Origin of the sequence: Nocardia sp. NPDC051052 (assembly GCF_044456045.1) — a bacterium.
GTDB lineage: Bacteria > Actinomycetota > Actinomycetes > Mycobacteriales > Mycobacteriaceae > Nocardia.
The window spans coordinates 300,712-323,966 of sequence record NZ_JBITFL010000003.1 but is presented as its reverse complement, the minus strand read 5'-3'; the positions used below and the strand labels follow the sequence as shown (position 1 = coordinate 323,966).

Below are 23,255 nucleotides of genomic sequence, written 5' to 3'. Positions count from 1 at the left end.
AGCCATGCTCACCCAACGTCTGAAGAACGCGCTGCACAACAAGAATCAGCCGGTCGACCCGCACGCCGAATTGCAGGAGGTGCTCGGCGGCGTCGGTCCTCACCGCCGCGGACTCCGGCGGCGAGATCAGCTTCGTCGGTGCCGAACCGATCGTGCCGAGCACGCTGAGTCTGGCTTCGGCGCCCGGCATCGCGCTGGTCGCCAAGTCGGTCGGTATGGCCAAGCTGTGGCGACTTCGCGGTGGCCCCGGCCAGGACATCAGCATGGACCTGCGCAAGGCGCCGCACCGGCTGGACTGCCCCGGCGCGGCGTGACCGATCAGATACAGATGTCGCAGACACCGGGCCGGTACCCCTTCGGTCTGATGCCACTCGGCTCCGGCCGACCGGAATGGCTCGCCAGGTAGCTACGGCTTGTCGGCGGGCTCGAGCAGCACCGCGGTTCCGTAGGCCGCGACCTCGCTCATGGTGTTGGCGATCTCGTTGCAGTCGAAGCGCATGGCGAGGATGCCGTTGGCGCCGAAAGACATGGCGTGCTGACACATTCGCATGATCGCCTCGTGGCGGGACTGGTAGAGCAGCTGGGTGTATTCGGTGATCTCGCCGCCGCCGAGCGAGCGGAAGCCCGCGGCGAGGTTGGAGCCGATGCCGCGGCTGCGCACGGTCAGGCCCGCTACTTCGCCGAATACCCGGACGACCCGGTGGCCAGGTACGTCGTTCATCGTGGAGACGAGGATCGGGAATTGCGGTGCGGGCTGCGGCTGCTGTTGCTGCTGGTACCCCGGTGGCTGTTGCTGCTGGTATCCGGGCTGCTGCTGCGGATAGTGCGGCTGTTGCGGGGGCATCGGCTGGTTCATGAGCGGGATGCTACGGGCACTGCGAGGTGCGCGGCGACCGCGGTTTGCCCGGCTTGCGCGTGCGGGTGGGTACCGGTAATGCGCACCGCGAAGTGCCCCGCTCCCTGGGCCGGAGCGGGGTATTCGCGGCATGGACTCAGAGGTTCTTCTGCAGCGCTTCGATCCGGGCGACCGCGTCGGCGACGATGCGGTCGATGAGTTCCTGACAGGTCGGCAGATCCTCGATGATGCCGGTGACCTGACCGGCGGCGAGCACCCCGGCCTTGGTGTTGCCCTCGACCAGACCGGCGCGCAACAACATCGGCGTATTGGCGGCCATCACGACCTGAGACCAGGTGAGGTCCTTGGTCTTTCGCATACTCAGTCCGTCACGAACCAGAGTGGACCATTTCATGCCGGTCATGCTCTTGAACTTGGCGGCATTGGCCACCGCGGCGGTCAGCCCCCGGGCGCGGCCCGAATGCTCTAGGCGCTGCACCAATTCGGTGTTCAGCACTCGGTGCGGCATGCCGTCGACCTTGGTGGAGACCACGGTGTCCTGCAGCTGCCTGCGCAGGTACTCCTGCTTGACGGCCTCGGGCACGGTGCTCTCCTGGGTGAGCAGGAAGCGGGTGCCCATCGCGACGCCCGCCGCACCGTAGGCCAGCGCCGCGGCCAGGCCGCGACCGTCGAAGAAGCCACCCGCCGCGACCACCGGGATATCGACCGCGTCCAGCACCGACGGCAGCAGCAGGGTGGTGGCCACCGGGCCGGTGTGCCCGCCGCCTTCGCCGCCCTGCACGATCACCGCGTCGGCGCCCCATGCCGCCACCTTCACCGCGTGCTTGGCCGCGCCGATCGACGGAATGACCACCACGCCCGCGTCTTTCAGCTTGGCAATGAGATCTTGCTTGGGCGCGAGTGCGAACGACGCGACCGCCACCTTTTCCCGGATCAGCAGATCGATGCGCTCGACCGCGTCCGAAGCGTCGGCACGGATGTTCACGCCGAACGGTTTCGTGGTGTGCGCCTTCGTCTTCGCGATCGCCGCTCCGAGTTCCGGATAGGTCATGGTGGCCGAGGCGAGGATGCCGAGACCGCCCGCCTCGGCGGTGGCCGCGACCAGGCTGGGGCCCGCCACCCAGCCCATGCCGGTCTGCACCACGGGGTGCTCGATGCCGACCAGCTCAGTCAGCGGTGTCCGCAACCTGCCGGTCATGCCGGCACCTCGGTCTCGCGAATCTTCTTGGGATCCAGCACGTCCCGAATCAGCCGCAGTTCCTCGACGGTGGGCAGCCGGGATGCTCCGGCGTCGGCCAGTCCGTGGATCTCGAACGAGGTGTTCTCGGCGACCTCGGCGGCGGTGACGCCGGGGTGCAGGCTGCGGGCCCGCATGGTGTGGTCGGGTCCCTCGAAGTCGAAGACGCCCAGGTTGGTGACCACTCGATGCAGATGATGGAACCGGAAGGCGGGGTTGGCCGGGTCGACCTTGTCGTAGCCGACGCCGGAGACGATGTCGACCTTGTCGGTGAACACCCGGTTGGTATGCCGCGAAACCCAGTAGCTGGTCGAGTGATTGATCGTGTTGCCCGGCGCGCCACGGACGCCGAACATCTGCCGGGTCGGCCGCTGCAGCGCGCCGAACGCGGACAGGTTCTGATTGCCGTACCGGTCGATCTGGTTGGCGCCCATCACCACGTGCCGCCGACCGGAGGCGACCACATCGAACACGCGACGGAACGGTATCCAGCCTTCGATCGGTGCCTTGCCGCCGAGCGGGGGAGTGTCGGCGAAAAGCAGCGCCTCGCCGTCGGAGAGCAGCAGATCCGGTTCGGTGGTCAGCTTGGCGAGGCGGGCACCGATGATCGACATCGGCGACATCGGGCTGGCCATGATTTCGCCCGCGCCACTGAAGATATCCGCGCAGGCGACCGCGCACACTTCGGCACGGGTAATGGTTTCGGTGGCAGGCCCGCCCGTAGCCTGACCGTCACCGCCCACTGAATCGCTTCGCGATGCTGTCATTTCGTACCCTCCTGGGCGAACTCGCGTACGGCCGCCTGATACTCGTCCTCGGAGACGGCCAGATACTTGTCGACGAACTGCTGCCACGCCTCGGGTGTCTTCGCCGACTGCACATAGTGCTTCTGGAACTTCTCGTCCCGTCCGTAGCTGTCCCCGGCCAGGGTGAAGTGCGCGCCGTTGGGCGCCTCGACGACGCCGTCGACCATCATCCGATTGAGCAGCAGCGATTGCAGTGGAACGGTTTTCACCAGCTCATCGGTCTCGACGATCCGTTCGACCGACACGTAGCGCCGTTCGGCGGCCAGGCAGTACAGGTCGTCGAAATACGGGTCGACGCCGGTGTAAGCGGCATTGCCGTGCCGGTCACCGATATTCAGATGCACCAGCGCCGCATCGAGTTTCAGCGCGGGCATCGCGATCAAGGTCTCGGTCTGTCCCTCGGCATCGGGGTAAGGCGAAGCGACCGTGCGCAATTCACCGTCCCAGAAGTTCGGCACATCCGAGCCGAGCCCGGCCCTGATCGGCAGGAACGGCAACCGCGCCGCGGCCGCCTCCAGCCCGCACTTGAGCATGCCCTCGTCCATCTCCCGCGCCACCAGCGCGCCCGAGGTCCTGGCGTGCGCGAACCACGGATCGTAGAACGGCGCCGAATCCAGCGACACGAAGCCGTAGTACGCCTTGCGCACCTTGCCCGCCGAACACAACAGCCCCAGATCCGGTCCGCCGTAACCGACCACCGTCAGGTCGGTGATATCCGACCGCAGGATGGCCCGCACCAGCGCCATCGGCTTGCGCCGCGACCCCCAGCCGCCGATCCCGATGGTCATTCCGCTGCGTAACTCGCCGACGACCTCGTCGAGCGACATTCGCTTGTCTCGCATGACTTTCCGCTCCGTGTGTGATTGGCGGCGTTCCCGGTCCCTTCGTGGTTACGCAGGCTGCCGCCTCCGGGCCTGCGCGCACGCCGCCGTTACTGCTCGGACTTACGCGCGGCCAGATCGTCGTCGAACCGCGCGCGGATCTCGTCGGCGACACCGGCGAGATTGAGTTCGAAGGTGAATCCCTGCTCGTACCGGTAACTGCGGTGCACGTCCTGCGGATCGATGCCGTTGAGCGCCCGCTTCGCCGCCCGGATCACCCGGCCGTCCTTGGCCGCGATGTTCTTGGCGACTTCCATTGCCGCGGCGTCGAGTTCGGCGCGCGGCACCACCTGATACACCGAGCCGAAGTGCTGCAACTGCTGCGCGGTGATGGTGCTCGCGGTGTAGAACAGGGCTCGCATCAGGTGCTGCGGCACCAGCCGGGACAGGTGGGTGGCCGCGCCGAGCGCGCCGCGGTCCACCTCGGGCAGGCCGAAAGTGGCGTCGTCCGAGGCGATCACGACGTCGGCGTTGCCGACCAGGCCGATCCCGCCGCCGAGGCAGAAGCCCTGCACCACCGCGATCACCGGCACCGGGCAGTCGTATACCGCCGCGAAGGCCTCGAAGCAGCCATGATTCGCGTCGATCAGGGCCTGATGACCCGGCTTGCTCTGGATCTCCTTGATGTCGACGCCCGCGTTGAAACCGCGATTCTCGGCGCGCAGCACCACGACTCGCGTTTCCTTGTCCCGGCCCGCCTCCCGGACGGCATCGGCGATATCGAACCAACCGTCCGTCGGTATGGCGTTGACCGGCGGATAGTCGACCGTGACCACGGTGATGCCGGTTGATTCGGAGTGACGGTTGATCCCCATCGCCCTATCCCTTCATGGCGGCCACGGCCCGTCGTATCGACCCGGCCCGGCCTGAGCTCAGCATTGGCAAAGCAAGCAGTTGCTTGGTAGGTTAGCACGGTGGCACTCGAAATCGATCTGGCCGACCGCGTCGTTCTGGTGACCGGCGGCGTCCGTGGCGTGGGTGCCGGCGTGAGCAGGGCGTTCCTCGCGGCGGGTGCGACGGTGATCGCCTGCGCACGGCGGCCGGGCGACGCACCGATCGAGGCCGACGGCCGAACCATCGAATTCCTGTCCTGTGATATTCGCGACGCCGACGCGGTGCGCGAGCTGATCGACGCGGTCGTCGAGCGGCACGGCCGGCTCGACCACCTGGTCAACAACGCGGGCGGCGCCCCGTTCGCCCTCGCCGCCACCGCGAGCAAGAACTTCCACGCCAAGATCGTCGAGCTGAATCTGCTTGCCCCGCTGCTGGTTTCCCAGGCGGCGAACGCGGTGATGCAGCAGCAGCCGGACGGCGGCTCGATCGTCAACATCTCCAGCGTCAGCGGCCACCGGCCGTCGCCGGGCACGGCCGCCTACGGCGCCGCCAAGGCAGGGATGGACAGCCTGACCTCGTCGCTCGCCGTCGAATGGGCGCCGAAGGTGCGGGTCAACTCGCTCGTCGTCGGTCCGGTCGTCACCGAGCAGAGCCAACTGCACTACGGCGACCAGGCAGGCATCGACGCGGTGGGGGAGACCATTCCGCTCGGCCGGATGGCCGAGCCGGACGACGTCGGCCGCTGCGCCGTCTTCCTGGCCTCCCCGCTGGCCGGCTACGTCAGCGGGGCCGCCCTGCTGGTGCACGGCGGTGGCGAGCGTCCGGCCTTCCTGGCCGCGTCCACTGCGGCCATCGGCCAGCAGTCCTGAATAAAACGGACACACACGAAGAGGACACCGCTATGGACACCGAGCAGATCTGCGCAGGCCGCACCGTCATCGTCACCGGCGCGGGCCGCGGCATCGGACGCGCGCACGCGCTCGCCTTCGCCGCGGCCGGGGCGCGCGTGGTGGTCAACGACCTCGGCTCGGCGCTCGACGGCGCCGCGACCGGCGAGACCCCCGCCGAACAGGTCGTCGCGGAGATCGAGGCGCTCGGCGGCAGCGCCGTGGCCAACGGCGACGATGTCGCGGATTGGCAAGGCGGCCAACGACTTATCCGGCAGGCCGTGGACACCTTCGGCGGCTTGGATGTGCTGGTCAACAACGCGGGCTTCGTCCGGGACCGGATGCTGGTCAACCTCGGCGAGGACGAGTGGGACGCGGTGATCCGCGTGCACCTCAAGGGCCACTTTGTCACCATGCGGCACGCGATCGAGTACTGGCGCGGTGAGTCCAAAGCGGGCCGCCCGGTCGACGGCCGCATCATCAACACCAGCTCCGGTGCGGGCCTGCAGGGCAGCGTCGGCCAGGGCAACTACGGCGCGGCCAAGGCGGGCATCGCGGGACTGACGCTGACCGCGTCCGCAGAGTTCGGCCGCTACGGCGTCACTGTGAATTCCATCGCACCCGCGGCCCGCACGCGGATGACCGAAACGGTGTTTGCCGACAGTATGGCGCGGCCGGCGGACGGCTTCGACGCGATGGCTCCGGAGAACATTTCGCCGCTGGTCGTCTGGCTCGGCAGCGCGCAATCCGCGGCGGTCACCGGACGCATGTTCGAGGTCGAGGGCGGGAAAGTGGCACTGGCCGAGGGGTGGCGGCACGGTGTCGCGGTCGACCGCGGTGCCAGGTGGTCGCCTGCCGAACTAGGCCCGGTGGTAGCTGACCTGATTGCCAAGGGTATGCCACCCGAACCGGTGTACGGGGCCTGATCGGGCTTCCGACCTTCTTCCTGCGCACCTGACGATAGGGGTTTACTATGGCCCCCATCCGTTAAAAGTCCCGTGTGAGAGTCGCGACCGGGTGAGATCTGCGCTTTGCGAATGAGGGGAAGGTTTGGCGCATGGCCGTTGGTCGCACGTTCCGTGTGGTTGCAGTAGCTGGGACTGTGGCCGGCTTTGCGCTGCTCGGCCCGGTAGCGGCCGAAGCGCGGCCCTCGGAGCGCTGTCCAGCATGCGCCGTAGACCCCGCTCCGCCGCCCTATGACACCGGAGATCCGTGGCACCCACTGTCGGTGCCCGGTCAGCCGTCAGATGTCAGTGCGGTGCCGACCAACCCCGCGATCGGTTCGGGTTCCGCTGCCGGATCGGCGGCTGCCGGTTCCGCCGCGGCCGGTTCCGCGGCGGCCGGTGGTTCTGCCGCGGCGGGCGCCGCTGGTTCCGCCGGGCTGGGCGCGGTACTCGGTACCGGTTCCGCCGGACTCGGCCTGACGCTCGGTTCGGGGTCGGCGGGCCTCGGCATCCTCCTCGGTACCGGTTCGGCCGCGCTCGGTGCCACCGGCTCGGCCGGAGTCGGCGCGCTGGCGACGGGCTCCGCTGCCGTGGGCTCCGCCGGAATCGGTGTCGGCGCAACAGGTTCGGCTGCCGTCGGTTCCGCGGGCGTTGGATCGGCCGGTGTCGGTTCCGCGGGTGTCGGTTCTGCCGGGGTCGGATCTGCGGGCGTCGGATCTGCCGCAACCGGTTCTGCCGCAGTGGGTTCCGCCGCAGTCGGTTCGGCGGCGGTCGGTTCGGCCGCCCCGCTGCTATTGCTGTTGATCCCGATCCCCGCGCCCCCTGCCCCGCCGGCGCTGCCGCCCATCGCGGTGCCGCCGGTGCCCGCTCCCGTCCTGCCGAGCATCCCCGGGCTCCCGGTGCTCGCGCCTGCCCCGGCGGCGGCTCCTGCCGCAGTGCCGCCGCCGCCTCCTCCGCCGGCACCGCCCGCCCCGGTGCTGGCGGCACCCGCCAAGCCGAACCCCGACGTTCGCCCGACAAGCGCGAACGACGGCCTCCCCAAACCCAAACTTCTGTCGGTGATCGGCGGCCTGCTCGCCCTCGGACTGGCCGGAGCCGGTTCCGGCGCAGTGAGTTTCCAGGGTGCCTCGGCCGCGCAGGCCCGAGTCGACGCCGCCCGTGCCATGTTCTTCCCGAGGCCGTGAGGGGTGCTGGCATGAGTGATAGCAAGACTCAGAACAGCTCGCGGTCCTACCGTCGGGTGGCGGCGGCCGTCGATGCCGTGTGCGCCGTGGCCGCGGACTCCGATGCCACCACCCTCGACGAGGTGGTGCTCGCCATCGCGAGCGAGCGGCATCGCGAAATCGAAATCGCCAGTGCGGAATTGGGGCCGGGGGTGTGCGGTCAGCGCAGGCTCTACCCCGATCGCGACGTGATCGTGCTGGCCCAGTCACTGCCGAGCCGGGAACACACCCTCGCACATGAGTTGGGGCACATCGTGTTCAACCACGAGGGCGCACCAGCGCCCGAGGTGACGCTAGAAGCCAGCGACGATCTCATCGCCTACATGCTGAGCCAGCGGGCGCACCAGCAGATCGTCGACGACGGCGCGGACGAGCTCGCCGAGTGGGAGGCCGAGACCTTCGCCGCCATGTTGATGACCCGACTCCGCGTGTTCAACAGCCGTGGCGCAGGCGTCTCGGTCCTTCGATTCGATGAGGCTCTGGGATGACCCTCTGGTTGACGGCTCTGCTGGTCTGGATGGCGGCCGGCGCGCGCGTGGGGCGCGTGCTGGTCAAGCCCGCCACGACGGCCCGGGTGGCCATCGTGGTCGCGGTCGCCGCCGTCGCGCTGGCCGCCACCGTCGCGGTCCCCGAGATCGCGGTGGCCATCGACAACCTGCGCCCGCACGGCGTGCACGCGGGCTGGCTGTCCGACGGGGTAGTGGTCTCGGCCTGGATCGCCTTCGTGACGGCCACCTCGGTGGTCGCCTCGGCCGCCTGGCCGGTCGTCTCCCGGCAGAACCTGCGTCAGGTCGCCATGGTGATCTACAGCATCGGTCTGGTGGCGGTGGCCGCGGCCATCGCGTGGTCGTTCACCTTCGGCTGGGAGGTCGTCGCGTTCGGCGCGGTGTTCATCGTCATCACCGGTCTGCGCAACCTCGACTGGACCACACTCGGTCGCGGTATCGCGATCTACACCACCGGATCCGCGGTCGTCGCGGTGCTCGCGGTGCTGGAGATCCGGCGCGCGTTCACCGACGCGGCGCCCGTGCCGCCGGGGCAGCCGAACTGGGCATGGCAGGCGTGGGAGATCGCGAGCCTGCTCGTCGCGTTCGGCGCGGTCTGGATCGTGGTGGAGCTGTGGCTGCGAGCGCGGCTGCTGCTGCGCCAGATTCGGCTGCTGCACCGCGTCATGATCGGTCGCTTCCCCGAGGTGGTCGCGCACGACCAGACCGGAACGTCGACTCAGTTGCGGGCATCCGATCAAGTGGCGCAGATCATGGACGCTCTTTATCTGCAGTCGGGCGGCGGTGTGGTGCTCGCCATGGTGGCACCGCCACCGCGGTCGGTGAGCGATCGTGCGGACACGGTGGCGCAGTGGGCGAGAAACCCGTTGGGCGATGTGGCGGTCGACGCACGATGGATTGCTCCGCCGGAGGGGATTAGTCCGCGCGGCTGGGTCCAGGCGATCGCCAAGGCGTATGACGCGACATCGCTGGAGCACGTCCGAAATTGAGCGCGAAGGGGTCTGGCGCGTATTCAGGGCCCTGCTGAGTGCCACTAGATCTGTAGTCCGGGACAGTGGTGCCGGATTCGGCTGAGTCGAAATCAGTTGTCCGGGGAAAACTTGCGTGCGAGCTAGTTCCAAGTTTGTCGAATGTTCGTGCATCCGGCGGTGATCGGGACAACGTCAGAGGCCTTGACAGTGCCCGCCCCTATTTTTCCGGGCATGCCCTGTCCTGCGCTCCACATTGGACACACACATAACACAGCACAGTGCGACCCGGAGGGCCGCACTGTGCTTGTCGTGCAAGCGAACCTATTCGGTGCCATCCGGAGGAATTTCGGGCAAGCCTTCACTTGCTCGCAACTTCTCCGCCATGGACGTGAGTAGGTTCTGAGATTCTTCGGACAGGTCGAACGCTCTACTCGACAGCCGTCGCAGTCCATAGCCCTGCAGCTGGGACAGCAACTCCAGATCATGATCGATCTTGGCGGCATAGATGTCGTTGAAGAAGTAGTCCGGCTTGACCTTGAAGAACTTCGCCAGGGCGGCGACCGTCTCATCGGACGGGTTCGTCCGTTGTCCCGACCGCAACTGCGACAGGTACGGTTTCGAGATCGGATGTCCGGAGGCAGTCAGCGCAGCCGCAACCTCCGCGTTGGTGTGCGGCTTACGCCCCGGGGGATGCACGGTTTCGAACAGCTTGTTCAGCCGCGCCGCGAAATCAGCCATTGTGAGCCGCCCAATTCCCTTCGCTGTACTAACAGTCGTTATCTCGGATACGTATCATTGATATTAGCGGCTCAGTAACTGAAAACCTACGCCTGATTCCGGATTTCCTTGAAGCTTCTAGGTGCCGGTCCGGCGAAGGTACTGGGACCGTCGCGTTTGCGGGTCACCCCAACGGCTCTCGAGAAGCCGAGGTACGGACCGGTTCTGGCCCGTCGCGGAGGTCTTCCCCGATACGGTCCTGATAGCGGAAAGATAGCTGACGTCTCATCTAGTTGCAAGTCGAGGCGGTGATGTGGCGTACGACACGTTTCCAGGCCTGGGGGATGAACGTTCAACAATCCCGTTTCCGGGGGTCGAAGGCCCTAAATCCGTTCGATGATGGTCCCTGTCGCCAATGCGCCACCGGCACACATCAGCACCATGGCGGTGCTGCGGCCGGTTCGCTCCAGCTCGTGCAAAGCCGTTGTGATGAGCCGGGATCCGGTCGAGCCGACCGGATGGCCGATCGCGATCGCGCCGCCGTTGACGTTCACCCGGTCCATGTCCGGCTGGTGCACCGAGGCCCACGACAACGCCACCGAGGCGAACGCCTCATTGATTTCGAAGAGATCGATGTCGGAGATGGTCATACCCGATCGCTCCAAGAGGCGCGAGCAGGCCTGCACCGGACCGTCCAGATGGAACTCCGGCTCCGAACCGACCAGCGCCTGGCTGACGATCCGCGCGCGCGGCCGCAATCCGGCTCGCTGCGCGGCCTTTTCGTCCATCAGCAGCACCGCGGCCGCGCCGTCGGAGATCTGCGACGAGCTGCCCGCTGTGTGGATGCCGCCCTCCAGCACCGGCTTCAGCTTCGCCAGTCCCTCGGCTGTCGTCTCGCGCAGGCCTTGGTCGCGTGCCACGTCCAGCTTCTCGCCGGTCAGGTTTCCCGCCTTGTCGACCGCGGGCGCGGTGACGGTGAGCACCTCGCGGTCGAAGCGGCCCTCGGCCCACGCCTGTCCGGCCAGCCGCTGCGAGCGCGCGCCGAACTCGTCGACGTCGGCGCGAGTGATGCCGCGCCGCTTGGCAATCCGCTCGGCCGCCTCGAACTGATTCGGCAGGTCGATGTTCCAGGACGCGGGCCTGCGCGGCCCGGCGTGCTCGCCGACATTGGCGCCCAACGGAACTCGGCTCATCGCCTCGACGCCGCAGGCGACGCCGATGTCGATCGCGCCGGTCGCGATGAGTCCGGCGATGAGGTGATTGGCCTGCTGCGCCGAGCCGCACTGCGCGTCGATGGTGGTCGCGCCGACCTGCCAGGGCAGTCCGGCATGCAGCCAGGCCACCCGGGTCACGTTGTTGGACTGCTCGCCGGCCTGGGTGACGCAGCCGCCGATGACCTGTTCGACCAGTGCCGGATCCAGGTGCGCGCGCTCGAGCAGTCCGTGCTGGGCGAGGCCGAGCAGTTCGGCGGCGTGCAGGCCGGACAGCCAGCCGCCGCGCTTGCCGATGGGGGTTCGAGCGGCCTCGACGATGACGGGTGTGCCCATGTCCAACCTTTCGTTTGAGACTGAAACTGAAACGAGTTCACGTAGTTGCTGGGCGGTTCTGTCCGGTTTCTTTCCTGATCCGGCCGCCTATGCTTCAATGATTATAGAACGTGTTTCAGTTTGTCGAAGGAGACATCTGGTGGTAGACCCTCGGAATGTCCGGCCGAATCTGCCGGACGGATTCGACGTCACAGACCCCGACATCTACGCGGAGCGGATTCCGGTCGAGGAATTCGCGGAGCTGCGCCGCACCGCCCCGGTCTGGTGGAATCCGCAGCCGGTCGAGGTCAGTGGCTTCCATGACGAGGGCTTCTGGGTGGTGAGCAAGCACGCCGAGGTCAAAGAGGTATCCAGGCGCGGCGAGGTGTTCTCCACCTTCGAGAACACCGCCATCCCGCGGTTCAACGACGACATCACCCGCGAGCAGATCGAACTGCAGCGGTTCGTCTTGATCAACAAGGACGCTCCCGAGCACACCAAGCTCCGCAAGATCATCTCCCGTGGCTTCACGCCGCGCGCGATAAACGGTCTGCGGGCGGAACTTTCGGCGCGGGCGGAGACGATCGTCAAGTCGGCGGCCGCGTCCGGAACCGGTGACTTCGTCGCACAGATCGCGTGTGAACTGCCGCTGCAGGCGATCGCCGAGCTGATCGGCGTCCCGCAGGAAGACCGGATGAAGGTCTTCACCTGGTCGAACGATATGACCGGCTACGACGACCCGGACAATGACGCCGACCCGGTCATGGCGTCGGCCGAAATCCTCGGCTACGCATACCAAATGGCGGCGGCGCGGAAGGAATGCCCGGCCAACGATCTCGTCACCACGCTGATCGAGGCGGATGTCGACGGCGACAAGCTCAGCGAGGAAGAGTTCGGGTTCTTCGTGATCATGCTTGCCGTCGCGGGGAACGAGACGACGCGCAACGCCATCACACACGGCATGAACGCGTTCATGGAGAACCCGGATCAGTGGGAGCTGTTCAAGCAGCATCGCCCGGCTACCGCCGCCGACGAAATCATCCGGTGGGCCACCCCGGTGACCTCGTTCCAGCGGACCGCGCTGGAGGACACCGAGCTCGGCGGCGTGCAGATCAAGAAGGGGCAGCGGCTGGTCATGCTTTACCGGTCGGCCAACTTCGACGAGGACGTTTTCGAGCACCCGGAGAAGTTCGACATCATGCGAAAGGACAACCCGCACTTGTCCTTCGGCGGAACCGGCGCGCACTTCTGCGTCGGCGCGAATCTGGCCCGGCTGGAGGTCGACCTGATCTTCAACGCCATCGCCGATCACCTGCCGGATATCACCAAGGTCGGTAACCCGAAGCGGCTACGTTCGGGCTGGCTGAACGGGATCAAGGAGTTCCCGGTCGACTACAAGACCTGTCCCGTCGCGCACTGACGCCGGCGGGTACCGACGAAAAAAGGGCCCTCGCACCGGTAGTCCCCACTCCGGTTCGAGGGCCCTTCGCCTGTTGGTTCTCGGCTCAGCCGATCTTCTTCGCGGTGGCCATCGCGCGGTCGACTTCCCAAAATGCCCGCAGCGCGGCGATTTTGCCGGTGTCATCGACCCGGTAGGTGAAGACACCATCGGCGTCGATCTGATGGCCGCCGAGCGTGCTGCGGATGGTGCCGGTGAACGCGATCTCGTTCCCGCAGGCGAACGAGTCGCCGAACAGGAACTCGATCAACTCGGTCTGCGCGATCGCCTTGTCCCAGAACGCCGCGATCGCCTCTTTGCCCCGGTGGCCCTTGCCCTCAGGGTCGAAACTCGAAGGGCCGATGGGGTCTTCGACGATGCCGTCCTCGGCGAACAGCGCGACCCACGCCGCCTTGTCCCTGGCTCGCACCGCGGCCTGTGAGGCGAGCCCGGCAGTCCGAGCCGGATGGTCCGTTGTGGTTGTTATGCCGATACCTCCGCGACAATCGGATCCTCGATGTTCGCGGCGGCGAAGCGCCGCAGTGAGTCCTGTTTGGCGGCGAGGTCGCCGTCGAAGCCGATGCCGTCGAAGAGCCAGGGCACCACGATCGCGTCGGTCACGCCCGCCTTCGCCAGATCCTGATAGCCCGGCCGGCCGAACCGGTCGACGCACACCGCCTGGATCTCGAACGACTCATCGCCGCGGCCGAATTCGGCACGTAACGCGTCTAGCTTGCCGATGGTGCCGCACAGCTCCTCGTAGGTCATCATCGCCGAGGTCCAGCCGTCACCGACCCTGGCGGCGCGGCGCAGCGCCGCCTCGGTGTGCCCGCCGATATAGAACGGCACCGGCTCGGTCGGCGCGGGGCTGACCTGCAGCTCATCGAAATCGAAGAACTCGCCGTGGAATTCGACCATGCCGCCGCCGAGGACCAGCTTGATGACCTCGATCATCTCGTCGACCCTGGCACCGCGGCGCGCGTACGGCACCCCGCACCACTCGAATTCCTCCGGTGCCCAGCCGATCCCGACGCCGAAGCCGAAGCGGTTGCCGGAAAGATTGGCCACCGAACCGACCTGGCGGGCGAGCAGCAGCGGATTGCGCGAACCCAGCTTCAGTACGTTGGTGTAGAACCGGATTCGGCTGGTCACTACCGCCATGGCGGTCGCCCCGATGAGCGGGTCGACCCATGGCGTCTCCGGCCCCCAGAACCTGCTGCCGTCGGCGGTGTAGGGGTACTTCGCGGCCGCGGACTTCATATAGAACAGCGAGTCCGGCAGTGCGATCGACGAGAACCCGCACTCCTCAGCGGTTTTCGCCAGCTCTGGCAGCTGGTCCAGCGGGCTCAGCGCGATACCGAGGGTGAACTGCAGCGCGCTCATGGCTTGTCCGACCCGACAACCCACATCGAGAAGTACTGGGACCCACCGCCATAGGCGTGACCGAAGGCCTTGCGCGCGCCCTCGACCTGGCAGGCACCGGCGCGCCCCATGACCTGCTTGGCCGCCTCGGCGAACCGGATGAGCCCGGACGCGCCGATCGGGTTGGAGGAGAGCACGCCGCCGGACGGGTTGACCGGCAGAATGCCGCCGATCTCGGTTTCGCCCTTGTCGGTGAGTTTCCAGCCGTCACCCTGCGGCACGAAGCCCAGGTTTTCCAGCCACATCGGCTCGAACCAGGAGAACGGCACGTAGATCTCGGCAACGTCGATCTCGTTGAGCGGATCGGTGATGCCCGCGGCCTTCCACAGCGCGGCGGCCGCGTCCTGCCCGGCCTGCGGGTTGACCTGATCGCGGCCGGCGAAGGTGGTCGGTTCGGTGCGCATCGCGGTGCCGTGCACCCAGGCGACCTGCTTGCCGGTGGCTTCGACCGCGGTCGCCGCCTCTTCGTTGCCGATCACCACGGCGCACGCGCCGTCGGAGGACGGGCAGGTCTCGTCGAAACGAATGGGGTCCCACAGCATTTGCGAGGCCAGCACCGATTCCAGGGTGATGTCAGGCTGTTTCAGGTGTGCGAGCGGGTTCTTGGCGCCGTTGCGGCGATCCTTGACCGCGACCATCGCGCCGATATGGCTCGGCGCGTTCGATCGACGGATGTAGGAGCGCACATGCGGCGCGAAGTAGCCGCCCGCGCCCGCGCCGACCGGCATGGTGAAGGGCACCGGAATCGACAACGCCCACATGGCGTTCGACTCCGACTGCTTCTCCCAGGCGACGGCGAGCACCCGCTTGTGTACCCCGGCCTGCACCAGATTGGCGGCGACCACGCCGGTGGAGCCGCCGACCGAGCCGGCGGTGTGCACCCGCAGCAGCGGTTTTCCGGTGGCGCCCAACGCATCCGCCATATAAAGCTCGGGCATCATGACGCCCTCGAACAGATCCGGCGCCTTGCCGACGACCACCGCGTCGATGTCGGCGATGGTGAGACCGGCGTCGACGAGCGCGCGATCGATGGCCTCGCGGCACATGCCCGCCATCGATACATCGGTTCTTTTCGTCACGTGATGGGTTTGTCCGGTGCCGAGCACCGCGGCCGGGACGCTCATCGGCTCGCCTCCGAATCAAGAACTGTCACAAGGTTTTGTTGCAGCGCGGGCCCGCTGGTGGCATGGGCGAGTGCACGATTCGCCGTTCCCGCCATGATGGCCTTGGCCGCGAAGCCGATTCGCTCCAGCCCGGCGGCGAACATCGGATTCGCGGCGAGCGCACCACCCGACGGATTCACCTTCGTGCCGTTCTTCAGGCCGATCGCCTCGGCGAGGATCAACTGCTGATGACTGAACGGCGCGTGCAGTTCGGCGATGTCGAAGGTGGTGTCGCCACCGGTAACCGCCTGCGCCGCAGCCGAAGTAGACGGCGAGACGGTGAGGTCGCGCGCGCCGAGCACCGGGGTGTCCACCCGGTGCGCTATGCCGGTGATCCAGGCCGGTCGCTCGCAGAGTTCGCGCGCCCGGTCGCCGACCGCGAGGACGATGGCGGCCGCGCCGTCAGTGATCGGCGCGACGTCGTGGGCGCGCAGCGGGTCGGCGACATAAGGTGCGTTGAGCAGACTTTCGACGTCGCCGTCGCCCGCGGCCACCGCCGCCATATCGCGTTCGGTCCAGCGGCCCGCGTCGAGCCCGGCTCTGGCCTGCAGGCCCGCGATAGACCACGCATCCGGCCACAGCGGGGCCACCAGATACGGATCGAGCTGCATAGTGAGCACCTGGCGCAGCGTGCCCGCCGACGACTTGCCGAAGCCGTACACCAGTGCGGTCTTCGCCTGTCCCGAGCGGAGTTTCACCCACGCCTCGTACAGCGCCCAGGCGGCGTCCATCTCCACGTGCGACTCGTTGATCGGCGGCACCGCACCGATCGCGTCGATCGCCGAGATGAACGAAAAAGCCCGTCCGGCAAGGTAATCCGACGAGCCGGAGCACCAGAAGTCGATGTCGGACTTGTTGATGCCGAGCTGGCTGTAGAGCTGCTGGAAGCAGGGCACCAGCATCTCCACACCATTGGTGGTGCCGAAGGTTTCCGGCACGTGCGGTGCGTGGGCGAATCCCACGACCGCGATCTCCGGGGGGCGGTAGCCGTCGGAGCGTGCGGAGGCGGCGGGGTGGGTAGACAGGTCGTTGTCAGTCAACGTGCGCCTCTCAGAGGTGGTGCTTGTAGGTGTCGTACTCGGCATCGGGCTCGCCGGTGGGGCGGAAGTGGTCCACGTTCTCCAACCCGAAGCCCCACTCCTCGCGCGGCTTCCACACGGCTTCCACCTGCATGCCCATGCGCACTTCGCTTGCCTCGCAACCGAGTACGAGGTGCAGCACCGGGATATCCGCGCCGTCCAGCAGCACATAGGCCGCGACATACGGCGGCTTGATCCGCTGACCGAGGAACGGCACGTTGACGATGCAGAACGTGGTGACCGTGCCGTGGTCGGGCAGCTCGACGACCTCGTCGGTGGGCCTGCCGTCGGTCGGGTTGGCGCCGCGCGGCGGGAAGTACACCTTGCCCGCGGCGTCGGTGCGGCCGCCGAGCAGCTTGCCTTCGGCCAATCCGCGCAGGTAGACGGTCTCCTGCGGGGAAGCGGTGTGGTTGTAGCTGAGGTCGACCGGCGTGGTGATCACGGTGATCGGGTCGCCATCGGCGGCGACCTCGGTCGGCGCGCCGGACTTTTCGCCGGGCACGAAACAGGCGATGTCGTGAATGCTGCCGGTGGTCTCGGCGGCCCATCGGACGGTCACCCGCTGGCCGGTCTGGATGTCGTCGGGCGTGGCGACGTCGACGGCGTGCAGCAGCGCGGTGTCGGCGCCGTCCAGCCGGATCAGCGCCCACGCGAACGGCCGGTCGAACGGCTGGCCGGGCAGCGGTTCGCGCACCCAGGTCCACGATTCGACGGTGCCGGTATCGGCGATGTCGACGAATTCGGTGAGCGGTTCGGCGGTCACCGGATCGTATTCCGGCGGCGGCACCAGCACTCGCCCGTCGGACCCGCGCACGCCGACGACCTTGCGGGCGCGCAGGTTGGTCAGGAAGTTGCCGATCGTCGGTCCGACGGATCGGGTGTAGTCGAATCGCACCCTAAGGGGCGCGCTCAGCACGTCAGGTGCGGCGTGCCCACCCGCCGCCCGGCCGCCACCCCTCATGGAGTCGCTGCGCGACGAAGTGTTCAATTTCGCCCCTCTCTCATCCGCGATTACGCCGGATGCAGTATTCCCCTGAGTCACAATGTCGAGTAGAACAGGTTCTTATTCTGCTGGCAAGCAGTTGTCTCGGAAAGGGTGTTCCATGAAGTTCGGACTGCAACTCGGGTACTGGATGGCGCAGCCGCCGCGGCATGCGGGGGAGTTGGTGGTCGCGGCCGAGGACGCCGGGTTCGATGCGGTATTCGCCGCGGAATCGTGGGGATCGGACGCGTTCGGCCCGCTGACCTGGTGGGGGTCGTCGACGGAGCGGGTACGGCTCGGTACCTCGGTGGTGCAGATGTCGGCCCGTACGCCCGCCGCGACCGCGATGCACGCGCTCACGCTGGATCATCTCAGCGGCGGCCGGGCCATCCTCGGGCTCGGGGTGTCCGGGCCGCAGGTGGTGGAGGGCTGGTACGGGCAGCCGTTCGCCAAGCCGCTGCAGCGCACCCGCGAGTACGTCGGGATCATCCGGCGCATCCTGGAGCGGCAGGCGCCGGTCACCAATGACGGGCCGAATTACCCGCTGCCCTACACGGGTCCGGGGTCGACCGGACTCGGCAAGCCGCTCAAGCCGATCGTGCATCCGCTACGTGCGGATTTGCCGATCTGGCTCGGCGCGGAAGGCCCGAAGAATGTGGCGCTGACCGCGGAGATCGCCGACGGGTGGCTGGCGATCTACTACGCGCCGCGGCTGGCGAACATGTACAACGACTGGCTGGACGAGGGTTTCGCCAGGGCCGGCGCGCGCCGCTCGCGCGAGGACTTCGAGATCGCCGCGAGCTGCCAGGTGGTGATCACCGACGACGCGGCGAGCGAGCTGGAAAAGATGCGCTGGATCATGTCGCTCTACATCGGCGGCATGGGTGCGCCGGAGCAGAATTTCCACGCGCAGGTCTATCGGCGGATGGGCTACGAACGTGAGGTCGACGAGATCGGCAGGCTGTTCATGGCGGGCAAGAAGGCCGAGGCGGCGGCCGTGGTGCCGGACGAAATGATTCTGGATACCGCGATCATCGGCGACGAGGAGCATGTTCGTAAGCAACTCGGGGTCTGGTCGGCGGCCGGGGTCACCATGATGTTGGTGTCGGCTCCGGATGTCGAACATTTACGTCGGCTCGCACCCCTTGTCGATATGTAGAACACGTTCTAGATTCAAAGAGTGACGTCGACGCAGGAGTCAGTAAAAATTCTCGGTCTCTGGAACATCGCCGAAGCCGAACCCGATCGGATCGCCATGGTCGATCCGGCGGGCCGGGAGGTGACGTATCGCGAATTGGCCACGCTCGCCGATCGATACGCCACCGGCCTGCGCGGGCTCGGCCTGGAAACCGGCGATGTGCTGGTGAGCATGGTGCACAACTGCGTCGAGGCGATCGCCGCCTACTTCGCGGCGTACCAGGCCGGGCTGTACATCGTCGCGGTGAACTGGCACCTCACCGGCCCCGAGGTCGCCTACATCCTGCAGGACAGCGAAGCCAAGGCCTTCCTGGTCAGCGATCGTTTCGCCGCCACCGGTAAGGCCGCCGCCGACGAGGCGAAATTGCCTGCCGCGGCACGCTTCTCGGTAGGTGAGATCGAGGGCTTCAAGTCGGTGGCCTGGCTGGGCGCCGCGGATACCGGGCGACCGGCCGACCGCAGCACCGGCGCGCCGATGCTCTACACCTCCGGAACCACCGGGCGGCCCAAGGGCGTTCGCCGCCCGCTCACCGGCGCCGACCCGGATGTTGTTCCGCCGCATACGATGGCGTTCTTCGGCTTGTTCGACCTGGCACCCTACGACAACCACGTGCACATCTGTGGCTCACCGCTCTATCACACCGCGGTGCTGAACTATGCGACCATCTCGATTCAGTTGGCGCACAAGCTCATTCTGATGGATCGCTGGGATGCCGAGGACATGCTGCGGCTGATCGACAAGTACCGCGTGACGCACAGCCACATGGTGCCGACCCAGTTCCACCGCCTGCTCGCGCTGCCGGAAGAGGTGCGGGCCAAGTACGACGTGTCCTCCCTGCGCAGCATGATCCACGGCGCCGCGCCGTGCCCGCAGGAGACCAAGCGGAAGATGCTCGACTGGTGGGGCCCGACGGTCACCGAGTATTACGCGGCCACCGAGGGCGGTGGCACGGTGATCAACGGGACCGAGTGGCTGCAAAAGCCCGGCTCGGTCGGCAAGGCGTGGCCGTGGTCGGTGATCAAGGTGCTCAGCGAAGAAGACGGCACCGAGGTGCCTGCCGGTGAGCCAGGCCTGGTCTACATGCGGATGGGCGCTTCGAGTTTCGAATACCACCACGACAAGGCCAAGACCGAGGACTCCCGCGTCGGTGACCTTTTCACCGTCGGCGACATCGGCCACCTCGACGAGGACGGCTACCTGTACCTGCACGACCGCCGCTCCGACCTGATCCTGTCCGGCGGCGTGAACATCTACCCGGCCGAGATCGAAAACGTGCTGGTTACCCACCCGAAGGTCGCCGACGTAGCGGTCTTCGGAATCCCGCACCCGGATTGGGGCGCCGAGGTCAAGGCCGTAGTCCAACCCGCCGAGGGCATCGAAGGCACCCCCGACCTCACCGCCGAACTACTCGCCTTCGCCGCAACCCAATTGGCGAAATACAAAATGCCAAAGTCCGTCGACTACCTCCCCGAACTCCCCCGAGACCCCAACGGCAAGCTCTACAAACGCAAACTCCGCGAACGCTACGTCCCCGCGTCCTAACCCCCGTCGAGGTGAGTCAAATGGTCGCCAAAAGATCTTGTAAAGCAACCTTTTGACTCACCTCGGTGATCGAGAACGACCATTTGACTCACCTCTATTACGGAAGATCCCGCAACGGGACCATAGCCAGTCCTCACGCTAGGACCCACGCGTTGCCCATGGCCCTGCCAAGCACTCCCAAACCGGTATCGCCACAAATCCGCACCCTCACTCGGGATCCGCACTCGGAATAGCGCCCTAGAGGCGGGCGGATCCCGAGTTTGGGTGCGGATTCTGCTGCATGCGTGGGGAGTTGGGGCCGCGCACCGGTTGTGTGACCTGCACACCATGTGTACTGGGGGTGCAGGTCACACAAAGGGTGAGCGGTTGAGCGTGGGCAGTTGATTGGGTGGGGTTGCTGCCCGAGATCCGTTGCGGATCCTACGAAAGACTGCTTCCGTCCACCTTCCCGCGGACAGGCCAGTGCTCTCGTCCACCATCCGGCCGACAGGCCGGTTCTTCCCCCACCTCCCCGCGGACAGGGCGGGAACAGCCTCAGACCGATTCGCGCAGCTCCGGAGCCAAACCAAACAGCGGGAACAACTTCTCCGTATCGAGGAAGAAGCACATTCCCGAAATGGCGTTGCCGTCCAGTTCGAGCACGATGATCGACCAGGGGATCCAGACGCCGGGCTCGTCGCCGGGCTTGTACTGGCCGAAGGCGGGTTCGCCGTTGGCGCCTGGCAGGCGGATCATGCGGGAGTCGCGGCAGGCGTTGCCGTGGCCGAGCATGAACGCGGCCACGTTTGCCGGACCGGAGACCCAGAATTCGAGCGGCGGCATGGACAGGGAGACGTCGGTTTTGAGGAGGGTGGTGAGGGTGTCCATGTCGTAGGCCTCGAACGCCTCGACGAAGTTGTCGATCAGCTTGCGCTGATCCTCGTTCGATTCGTCGTAGGTGTCGGTGGCGGCGGGCTGCACCTTGGACATGGTGGCTCTGGCGCGTTGCAGCGCGCTGTTGACCGACGCGGGGGACATGGTGAGTGCCTCGGCGGTCTCGTTGGCGGAGAAACGCAGCACCTCCCGCATGATCAGGATCGCGCGCTGGGTGGCGGGCAGGTGCTGACAGGCCGCGACGAAGGCCAGCCGCAAGGTGTCTTTGGCCGAGGCGTGGTCGGCGGGGTCGGCGCCGAAGGCCAGGGCGTTCGGGATCGGCTCGATCCAGACGTAGTCCGGCTGCGGCGCGGGTAGTGGGGAATCCGGTCGCGACGGTCCGGACAGGTCCATCGGCCTGGCCCGCCGCTGCGGTCCGTCGAGCATGTCGAGGCAGACGTTGGTGGTGATTCGATACAGCCAGGAGCGCAGGCTCGCGCGGCCCTCGAAGGAGTCGTAGGACTTCCACGCGCGGGTGAAGGTCTCCTGGACGGCATCCTCGGCCTCGAAGGACGAGCCGAGCATGCGATAAGCGTAAGCGCACAATTCCCGGCGGTGCTTCTCGAAGGATTCGAGCACGTCGGGAGCGAGGCCGGCGGTCTGGCCGGACAGGTCGTTCATGGGTGTCACCCTGCCACAGCCCACCGACACATCCCAGACCCAAAACCTTGCTACCAGCAGGATCAAGATCATCGGCGGGCCCGCCGCAGTGCGGCCTGTCACATCGTGTGGGCGAGCGATGAGTTCCGCGGCCGCGGCCCGTCCTTATTTGTGCGCAACTAAACAGGCGGACTACGAAAAGGTGTCGACATGACCAGCCGGATGATTTTTCTCAACCTACCTGTCGCCGAGCTGAACCGGTCGAAGAATTTCTACGAGGCGCTGGGCTGGAAGGTCAATCAGGAATTCTGTGACGACGACGCCGCCTGCATCGTGATCGACGACAACATCTGCCTGATGCTGCTGACCAGAGGGTATTTCACCACCTTCAGCAAGCGCCAGGTCGCGGACACCACCGAGAAGATCGGCGCCACTTACGGTTTGGCGCTGACCAGCGTCGCGGAGGTGGACGCGCTCGCGTCGGCGGCGCTGGCCGCGGGCGGCACCGAGGAGATCAGCGAGGACAAGCGGTCGCAGGAGGAGCAGGTCGGCATGTACAGCCGCACCTTCCTCGATCCGGACGGGCACCAATGGGAGCCGTTCTGGATGGACTACCCGGGCTGTTGAGCTCCGGCGAGGGGTCGCCCCCGGCACCGAATGGTGCCGAGGGCGGCCTCGCGCATTCGCGGCTCGCAAGCGCTCTGAGCGTTACTTTTTCAGCTACCGGTGAAGGTCGGCTTGCGCTTCTCCGCGAAGGCCTTCGGGCCCTCCTTGGCGTCGGTCGAGCGGAAGACGGCGGTGCCGAGCTTCGCGTCGATCTGGAACGCCTCTTCCTCGTGCATACCCTCGGTGTCCCGGATGGTGCGCAGGATGGCCTGCACGGCAAGCGGGCCGTTGGCCGCGATCAGCGCGGCGAGTTCGAGTGCCTTGTCGAGCGCGCCGCCGTCGGGCACCACATGCCCGATCAGCCCGATCTCCTTGGCCTCCGCCGCGGTGATGTGCCTGCCGGTGAGCAGGATGTCCGCGGCAACGGTGTACGGAATCTGGCGGACGAGGCGTACCGCGGAGCCGCCGAGCGGGAACAGTCCCCAGCGTGCTTCGGACACACCGAATTTCGCGCTTTCGCCGGCCACCCGGATGTCGGTGCCCTGCAGGATCTCGGTGCCGCCCGCGATGGCCGCACCCTCGACCGCCGCGATCAGCGGCTTGGTGAGCCTGCGGCCCTTGAGCAGTGCCTCGATCTTCGACAGATCCCAGCCGCCGCCCGCGAACGAATCGCCGGGGTGCTGGGTGGTCATCGCCTTCAGGTCCGCGCCCGCGCAGAACGCGCCGCCCGCGCCGGTCAGGATCGCCACCCGGATGTCCGGATCGCTGTCCACCTGGTCCCAGGCGTCGCGCATGATCGCCATCATCTCCGCCGACAGCGCGTTGCGCGCCTCGGGGCGATTCATCGTCACGATGAGGACATGGTCGCGTTTCTCGACGAGGCAGTGTGGCATTGAGGAATCTCCCGACGTTCCAGGGGACGGCA

Annotated in this window: 24 protein-coding genes; 10 read left to right on the top strand and 14 right to left on the bottom strand. The window is 66.9% G+C overall.

Translation table 11 applies throughout. The features are described from left to right. Positions 1 to 152: 152 nt before the first annotated feature. On the top strand, positions 153 to 314 hold the full coding sequence (locus tag ACIBCN_RS11780) for a hypothetical protein (RefSeq protein WP_396991481.1): 162 nt from the start codon (positions 153 to 155) through the stop codon (positions 312 to 314). A gap of 92 nt (positions 315 to 406) precedes the next feature. Here ACIBCN_RS11780 and ACIBCN_RS11775 read toward each other — a convergent pair whose 3' ends face one another. From ACIBCN_RS11775 to ACIBCN_RS11755, 5 genes are all read right to left on the bottom strand, one after another. After that, complete coding sequence (locus ACIBCN_RS11775) at positions 407 to 736, bottom strand: YbjQ family protein (protein ID WP_396991877.1); 330 nt, start codon at positions 734 to 736, stop codon at positions 407 to 409. 256 nt (positions 737 to 992) lie between these two features. Then, complete coding sequence (locus ACIBCN_RS11770) at positions 993 to 2,054, bottom strand: nitronate monooxygenase (RefSeq protein ID WP_396991480.1); 1,062 nt, start codon at positions 2,052 to 2,054, stop codon at positions 993 to 995. After that, positions 2,051 to 2,860 (bottom strand): CoA-transferase subunit beta, encoded by an 810-nt coding sequence (locus ACIBCN_RS11765; protein WP_396991479.1) that lies wholly within the window; start codon positions 2,858 to 2,860, stop codon positions 2,051 to 2,053. Before ACIBCN_RS11765 ends, ACIBCN_RS11770 begins: the two co-directional genes overlap by 4 nt. After that, positions 2,857 to 3,741 carry a CoA transferase subunit A gene (locus ACIBCN_RS11760; RefSeq protein ID WP_396991478.1) on the bottom strand — a complete coding sequence of 295 codons (885 nt, stop codon included), beginning with the start codon at positions 3,739 to 3,741 and terminating at the stop codon, positions 2,857 to 2,859. The genes ACIBCN_RS11765 and ACIBCN_RS11760 overlap by 4 nt, the downstream gene beginning before the upstream one ends. A gap of 89 nt (positions 3,742 to 3,830) precedes the next feature. Continuing rightward, complete coding sequence (locus ACIBCN_RS11755) at positions 3,831 to 4,595, bottom strand: enoyl-CoA hydratase family protein (RefSeq protein ID WP_396991477.1); 765 nt, start codon at positions 4,593 to 4,595, stop codon at positions 3,831 to 3,833. Positions 4,596 to 4,694: 99 nt separating this feature from the next. Between ACIBCN_RS11755 and ACIBCN_RS11750 the strand changes: the two genes are divergently transcribed. From ACIBCN_RS11750 to ACIBCN_RS11730, 5 genes are all read left to right on the top strand, one after another. After that, a complete protein-coding gene (locus ACIBCN_RS11750; protein ID WP_396991476.1) occupies positions 4,695 to 5,483 on the top strand; it encodes an SDR family oxidoreductase in 789 nt (262 codons plus the stop codon). Between the two features lie 32 nt (positions 5,484 to 5,515). Continuing rightward, positions 5,516 to 6,427, top strand: coding sequence for an SDR family oxidoreductase (locus ACIBCN_RS11745; RefSeq protein ID WP_396991475.1), 912 nt, complete (start codon positions 5,516 to 5,518; stop codon positions 6,425 to 6,427). Between the two features lie 176 nt (positions 6,428 to 6,603). Next, positions 6,604 to 7,629, top strand: a complete 1,026-nt coding sequence (locus ACIBCN_RS11740) for a hypothetical protein (protein WP_396991474.1) — start codon at positions 6,604 to 6,606, stop codon at positions 7,627 to 7,629. An 11-nt stretch (positions 7,630 to 7,640) separates the two neighbouring features. Next, the gene (locus tag ACIBCN_RS11735; protein WP_396991473.1) at positions 7,641 to 8,156 is read left to right on the top strand and encodes an ImmA/IrrE family metallo-endopeptidase; all 516 of its coding nucleotides are present in this window, start codon (positions 7,641 to 7,643) and stop codon (positions 8,154 to 8,156) included. Further along, positions 8,153 to 9,163 (top strand): hypothetical protein, encoded by a 1,011-nt coding sequence (locus tag ACIBCN_RS11730; RefSeq protein ID WP_396991472.1) that lies wholly within the window; start codon positions 8,153 to 8,155, stop codon positions 9,161 to 9,163. The genes ACIBCN_RS11735 and ACIBCN_RS11730 overlap by 4 nt, the downstream gene beginning before the upstream one ends. A gap of 303 nt (positions 9,164 to 9,466) precedes the next feature. Here the strand turns inward: ACIBCN_RS11730 and ACIBCN_RS11725 are convergent, their stop codons facing one another. After that, a complete protein-coding gene (locus ACIBCN_RS11725; RefSeq protein WP_011207048.1) occupies positions 9,467 to 9,883 on the bottom strand; it encodes a helix-turn-helix domain-containing protein in 417 nt (138 codons plus the stop codon). A gap of 362 nt (positions 9,884 to 10,245) precedes the next feature. Continuing rightward, the gene (locus ACIBCN_RS11720; protein WP_396991471.1) at positions 10,246 to 11,409 is read right to left on the bottom strand and encodes a steroid 3-ketoacyl-CoA thiolase; all 1,164 of its coding nucleotides are present in this window, start codon (positions 11,407 to 11,409) and stop codon (positions 10,246 to 10,248) included. Between the two features lie 97 nt (positions 11,410 to 11,506). On the opposite strand from ACIBCN_RS11720, the gene ACIBCN_RS11715 reads away from it, so the two are divergent. Next, positions 11,507 to 12,808 (top strand): cytochrome P450, encoded by a 1,302-nt coding sequence (locus ACIBCN_RS11715; protein ID WP_396991876.1) that lies wholly within the window; start codon positions 11,507 to 11,509, stop codon positions 12,806 to 12,808. A gap of 85 nt (positions 12,809 to 12,893) precedes the next feature. On the opposite strand, the gene ACIBCN_RS11710 is transcribed toward ACIBCN_RS11715, so the two are convergent. From ACIBCN_RS11710 to ACIBCN_RS11690, 5 genes are read right to left on the bottom strand one after another with little or no spacing between them, the layout of a single operon-like run. Next, positions 12,894 to 13,313: a nuclear transport factor 2 family protein gene (locus ACIBCN_RS11710; protein ID WP_396991875.1), complete on the bottom strand. Its 420-nt coding sequence runs from the start codon at positions 13,311 to 13,313 to the stop codon at positions 12,894 to 12,896. Further along, entirely contained in the window at positions 13,310 to 14,200 is an 891-nt protein-coding gene (locus ACIBCN_RS11705; protein ID WP_396991874.1) for a TIGR03619 family F420-dependent LLM class oxidoreductase, read from the bottom strand. Before ACIBCN_RS11705 ends, ACIBCN_RS11710 begins: the two co-directional genes overlap by 4 nt. Positions 14,201 to 14,205: 5 nt before the next feature. Then, positions 14,206 to 15,372, bottom strand: coding sequence for a thiolase domain-containing protein (locus tag ACIBCN_RS11700; protein WP_396991470.1), 1,167 nt, complete (start codon positions 15,370 to 15,372; stop codon positions 14,206 to 14,208). After that, positions 15,369 to 16,436 (bottom strand): thiolase domain-containing protein, encoded by a 1,068-nt coding sequence (locus ACIBCN_RS11695; protein WP_396991873.1) that lies wholly within the window; start codon positions 16,434 to 16,436, stop codon positions 15,369 to 15,371. The genes ACIBCN_RS11700 and ACIBCN_RS11695 overlap by 4 nt, the downstream gene beginning before the upstream one ends. A 25-nt stretch (positions 16,437 to 16,461) precedes the next feature. Further along, entirely contained in the window at positions 16,462 to 17,451 is a 990-nt protein-coding gene (locus ACIBCN_RS11690; RefSeq protein WP_396991872.1) for a Zn-ribbon domain-containing OB-fold protein, read from the bottom strand. A gap of 142 nt (positions 17,452 to 17,593) precedes the next feature. Between ACIBCN_RS11690 and ACIBCN_RS11685 the strand changes: the two genes are divergently transcribed. Then, positions 17,594 to 18,631, top strand: a complete 1,038-nt coding sequence (locus tag ACIBCN_RS11685) for an LLM class F420-dependent oxidoreductase (RefSeq protein ID WP_396991469.1) — start codon at positions 17,594 to 17,596, stop codon at positions 18,629 to 18,631. Positions 18,632 to 18,652: 21 nt separating this feature from the next. Beyond that, positions 18,653 to 20,212, top strand: a complete 1,560-nt coding sequence (locus ACIBCN_RS11680; RefSeq protein WP_396991468.1) for an acyl-CoA synthetase — start codon at positions 18,653 to 18,655, stop codon at positions 20,210 to 20,212. 534 nt (positions 20,213 to 20,746) lie between these two features. On the opposite strand, the gene ACIBCN_RS11675 is transcribed toward ACIBCN_RS11680, so the two are convergent. Beyond that, positions 20,747 to 21,745, bottom strand: coding sequence for a sigma-70 family RNA polymerase sigma factor (locus ACIBCN_RS11675; protein WP_396991467.1), 999 nt, complete (start codon positions 21,743 to 21,745; stop codon positions 20,747 to 20,749). Between the two features lie 189 nt (positions 21,746 to 21,934). Here ACIBCN_RS11675 and ACIBCN_RS11670 point away from each other — a divergent pair, with 189 nt between their 5' ends. After that, positions 21,935 to 22,351, top strand: a complete 417-nt coding sequence (locus ACIBCN_RS11670; protein WP_396991466.1) for a VOC family protein — start codon at positions 21,935 to 21,937, stop codon at positions 22,349 to 22,351. 89 nt (positions 22,352 to 22,440) lie between these two features. On the opposite strand, the gene ACIBCN_RS11665 is transcribed toward ACIBCN_RS11670, so the two are convergent. After that, the gene (locus tag ACIBCN_RS11665) at positions 22,441 to 23,223 is read right to left on the bottom strand and encodes a crotonase/enoyl-CoA hydratase family protein (RefSeq protein ID WP_396991465.1); all 783 of its coding nucleotides are present in this window, start codon (positions 23,221 to 23,223) and stop codon (positions 22,441 to 22,443) included. Between the last annotated feature and the right edge of the window lie 32 nt (positions 23,224 to 23,255).

Excerpts from the sequence above, each read along its gene's own strand:
- ACIBCN_RS11725 (WP_011207048.1), bottom strand. The coding sequence starts at position 9,883 with ATGGCTGATTTCGCGGCGCGGCTGAACAAGCTGTTCGAAACCGTGCAT.
- ACIBCN_RS11690 (WP_396991872.1), bottom strand. The coding sequence starts at position 17,451 with ATGAGGGGTGGCGGCCGGGCGGCGGGTGGGCACGCCGCACCTGACGTG.
- ACIBCN_RS11665 (WP_396991465.1), bottom strand. The coding sequence starts at position 23,223 with ATGCCACACTGCCTCGTCGAGAAACGCGACCATGTCCTCATCGTGACG.
- ACIBCN_RS11735 (WP_396991473.1), top strand. The coding sequence starts at position 7,641 with ATGAGTGATAGCAAGACTCAGAACAGCTCGCGGTCCTACCGTCGGGTG.
- ACIBCN_RS11755 (WP_396991477.1), bottom strand. The coding sequence starts at position 4,595 with ATGGGGATCAACCGTCACTCCGAATCAACCGGCATCACCGTGGTCACG.
- ACIBCN_RS11715 (WP_396991876.1), top strand. The coding sequence starts at position 11,507 with ATGATTATAGAACGTGTTTCAGTTTGTCGAAGGAGACATCTGGTGGTA.
- ACIBCN_RS11770 (WP_396991480.1), bottom strand. The coding sequence starts at position 2,054 with ATGACCGGCAGGTTGCGGACACCGCTGACTGAGCTGGTCGGCATCGAG.
- ACIBCN_RS11675 (WP_396991467.1), bottom strand. The coding sequence starts at position 21,745 with ATGAACGACCTGTCCGGCCAGACCGCCGGCCTCGCTCCCGACGTGCTC.
- ACIBCN_RS11765 (WP_396991479.1), bottom strand. The coding sequence starts at position 2,860 with ATGACAGCATCGCGAAGCGATTCAGTGGGCGGTGACGGTCAGGCTACG.
- ACIBCN_RS11700 (WP_396991470.1), bottom strand. The coding sequence starts at position 15,372 with ATGAGCGTCCCGGCCGCGGTGCTCGGCACCGGACAAACCCATCACGTG.
- ACIBCN_RS11745 (WP_396991475.1), top strand. The coding sequence starts at position 5,516 with ATGGACACCGAGCAGATCTGCGCAGGCCGCACCGTCATCGTCACCGGC.
- ACIBCN_RS11730 (WP_396991472.1), top strand. The coding sequence starts at position 8,153 with ATGACCCTCTGGTTGACGGCTCTGCTGGTCTGGATGGCGGCCGGCGCG.
- ACIBCN_RS11685 (WP_396991469.1), top strand. The coding sequence starts at position 17,594 with ATGAAGTTCGGACTGCAACTCGGGTACTGGATGGCGCAGCCGCCGCGG.
- ACIBCN_RS11760 (WP_396991478.1), bottom strand. The coding sequence starts at position 3,741 with ATGCGAGACAAGCGAATGTCGCTCGACGAGGTCGTCGGCGAGTTACGC.
- ACIBCN_RS11670 (WP_396991466.1), top strand. The coding sequence starts at position 21,935 with ATGACCAGCCGGATGATTTTTCTCAACCTACCTGTCGCCGAGCTGAAC.
- ACIBCN_RS11720 (WP_396991471.1), bottom strand. The coding sequence starts at position 11,409 with ATGGGCACACCCGTCATCGTCGAGGCCGCTCGAACCCCCATCGGCAAG.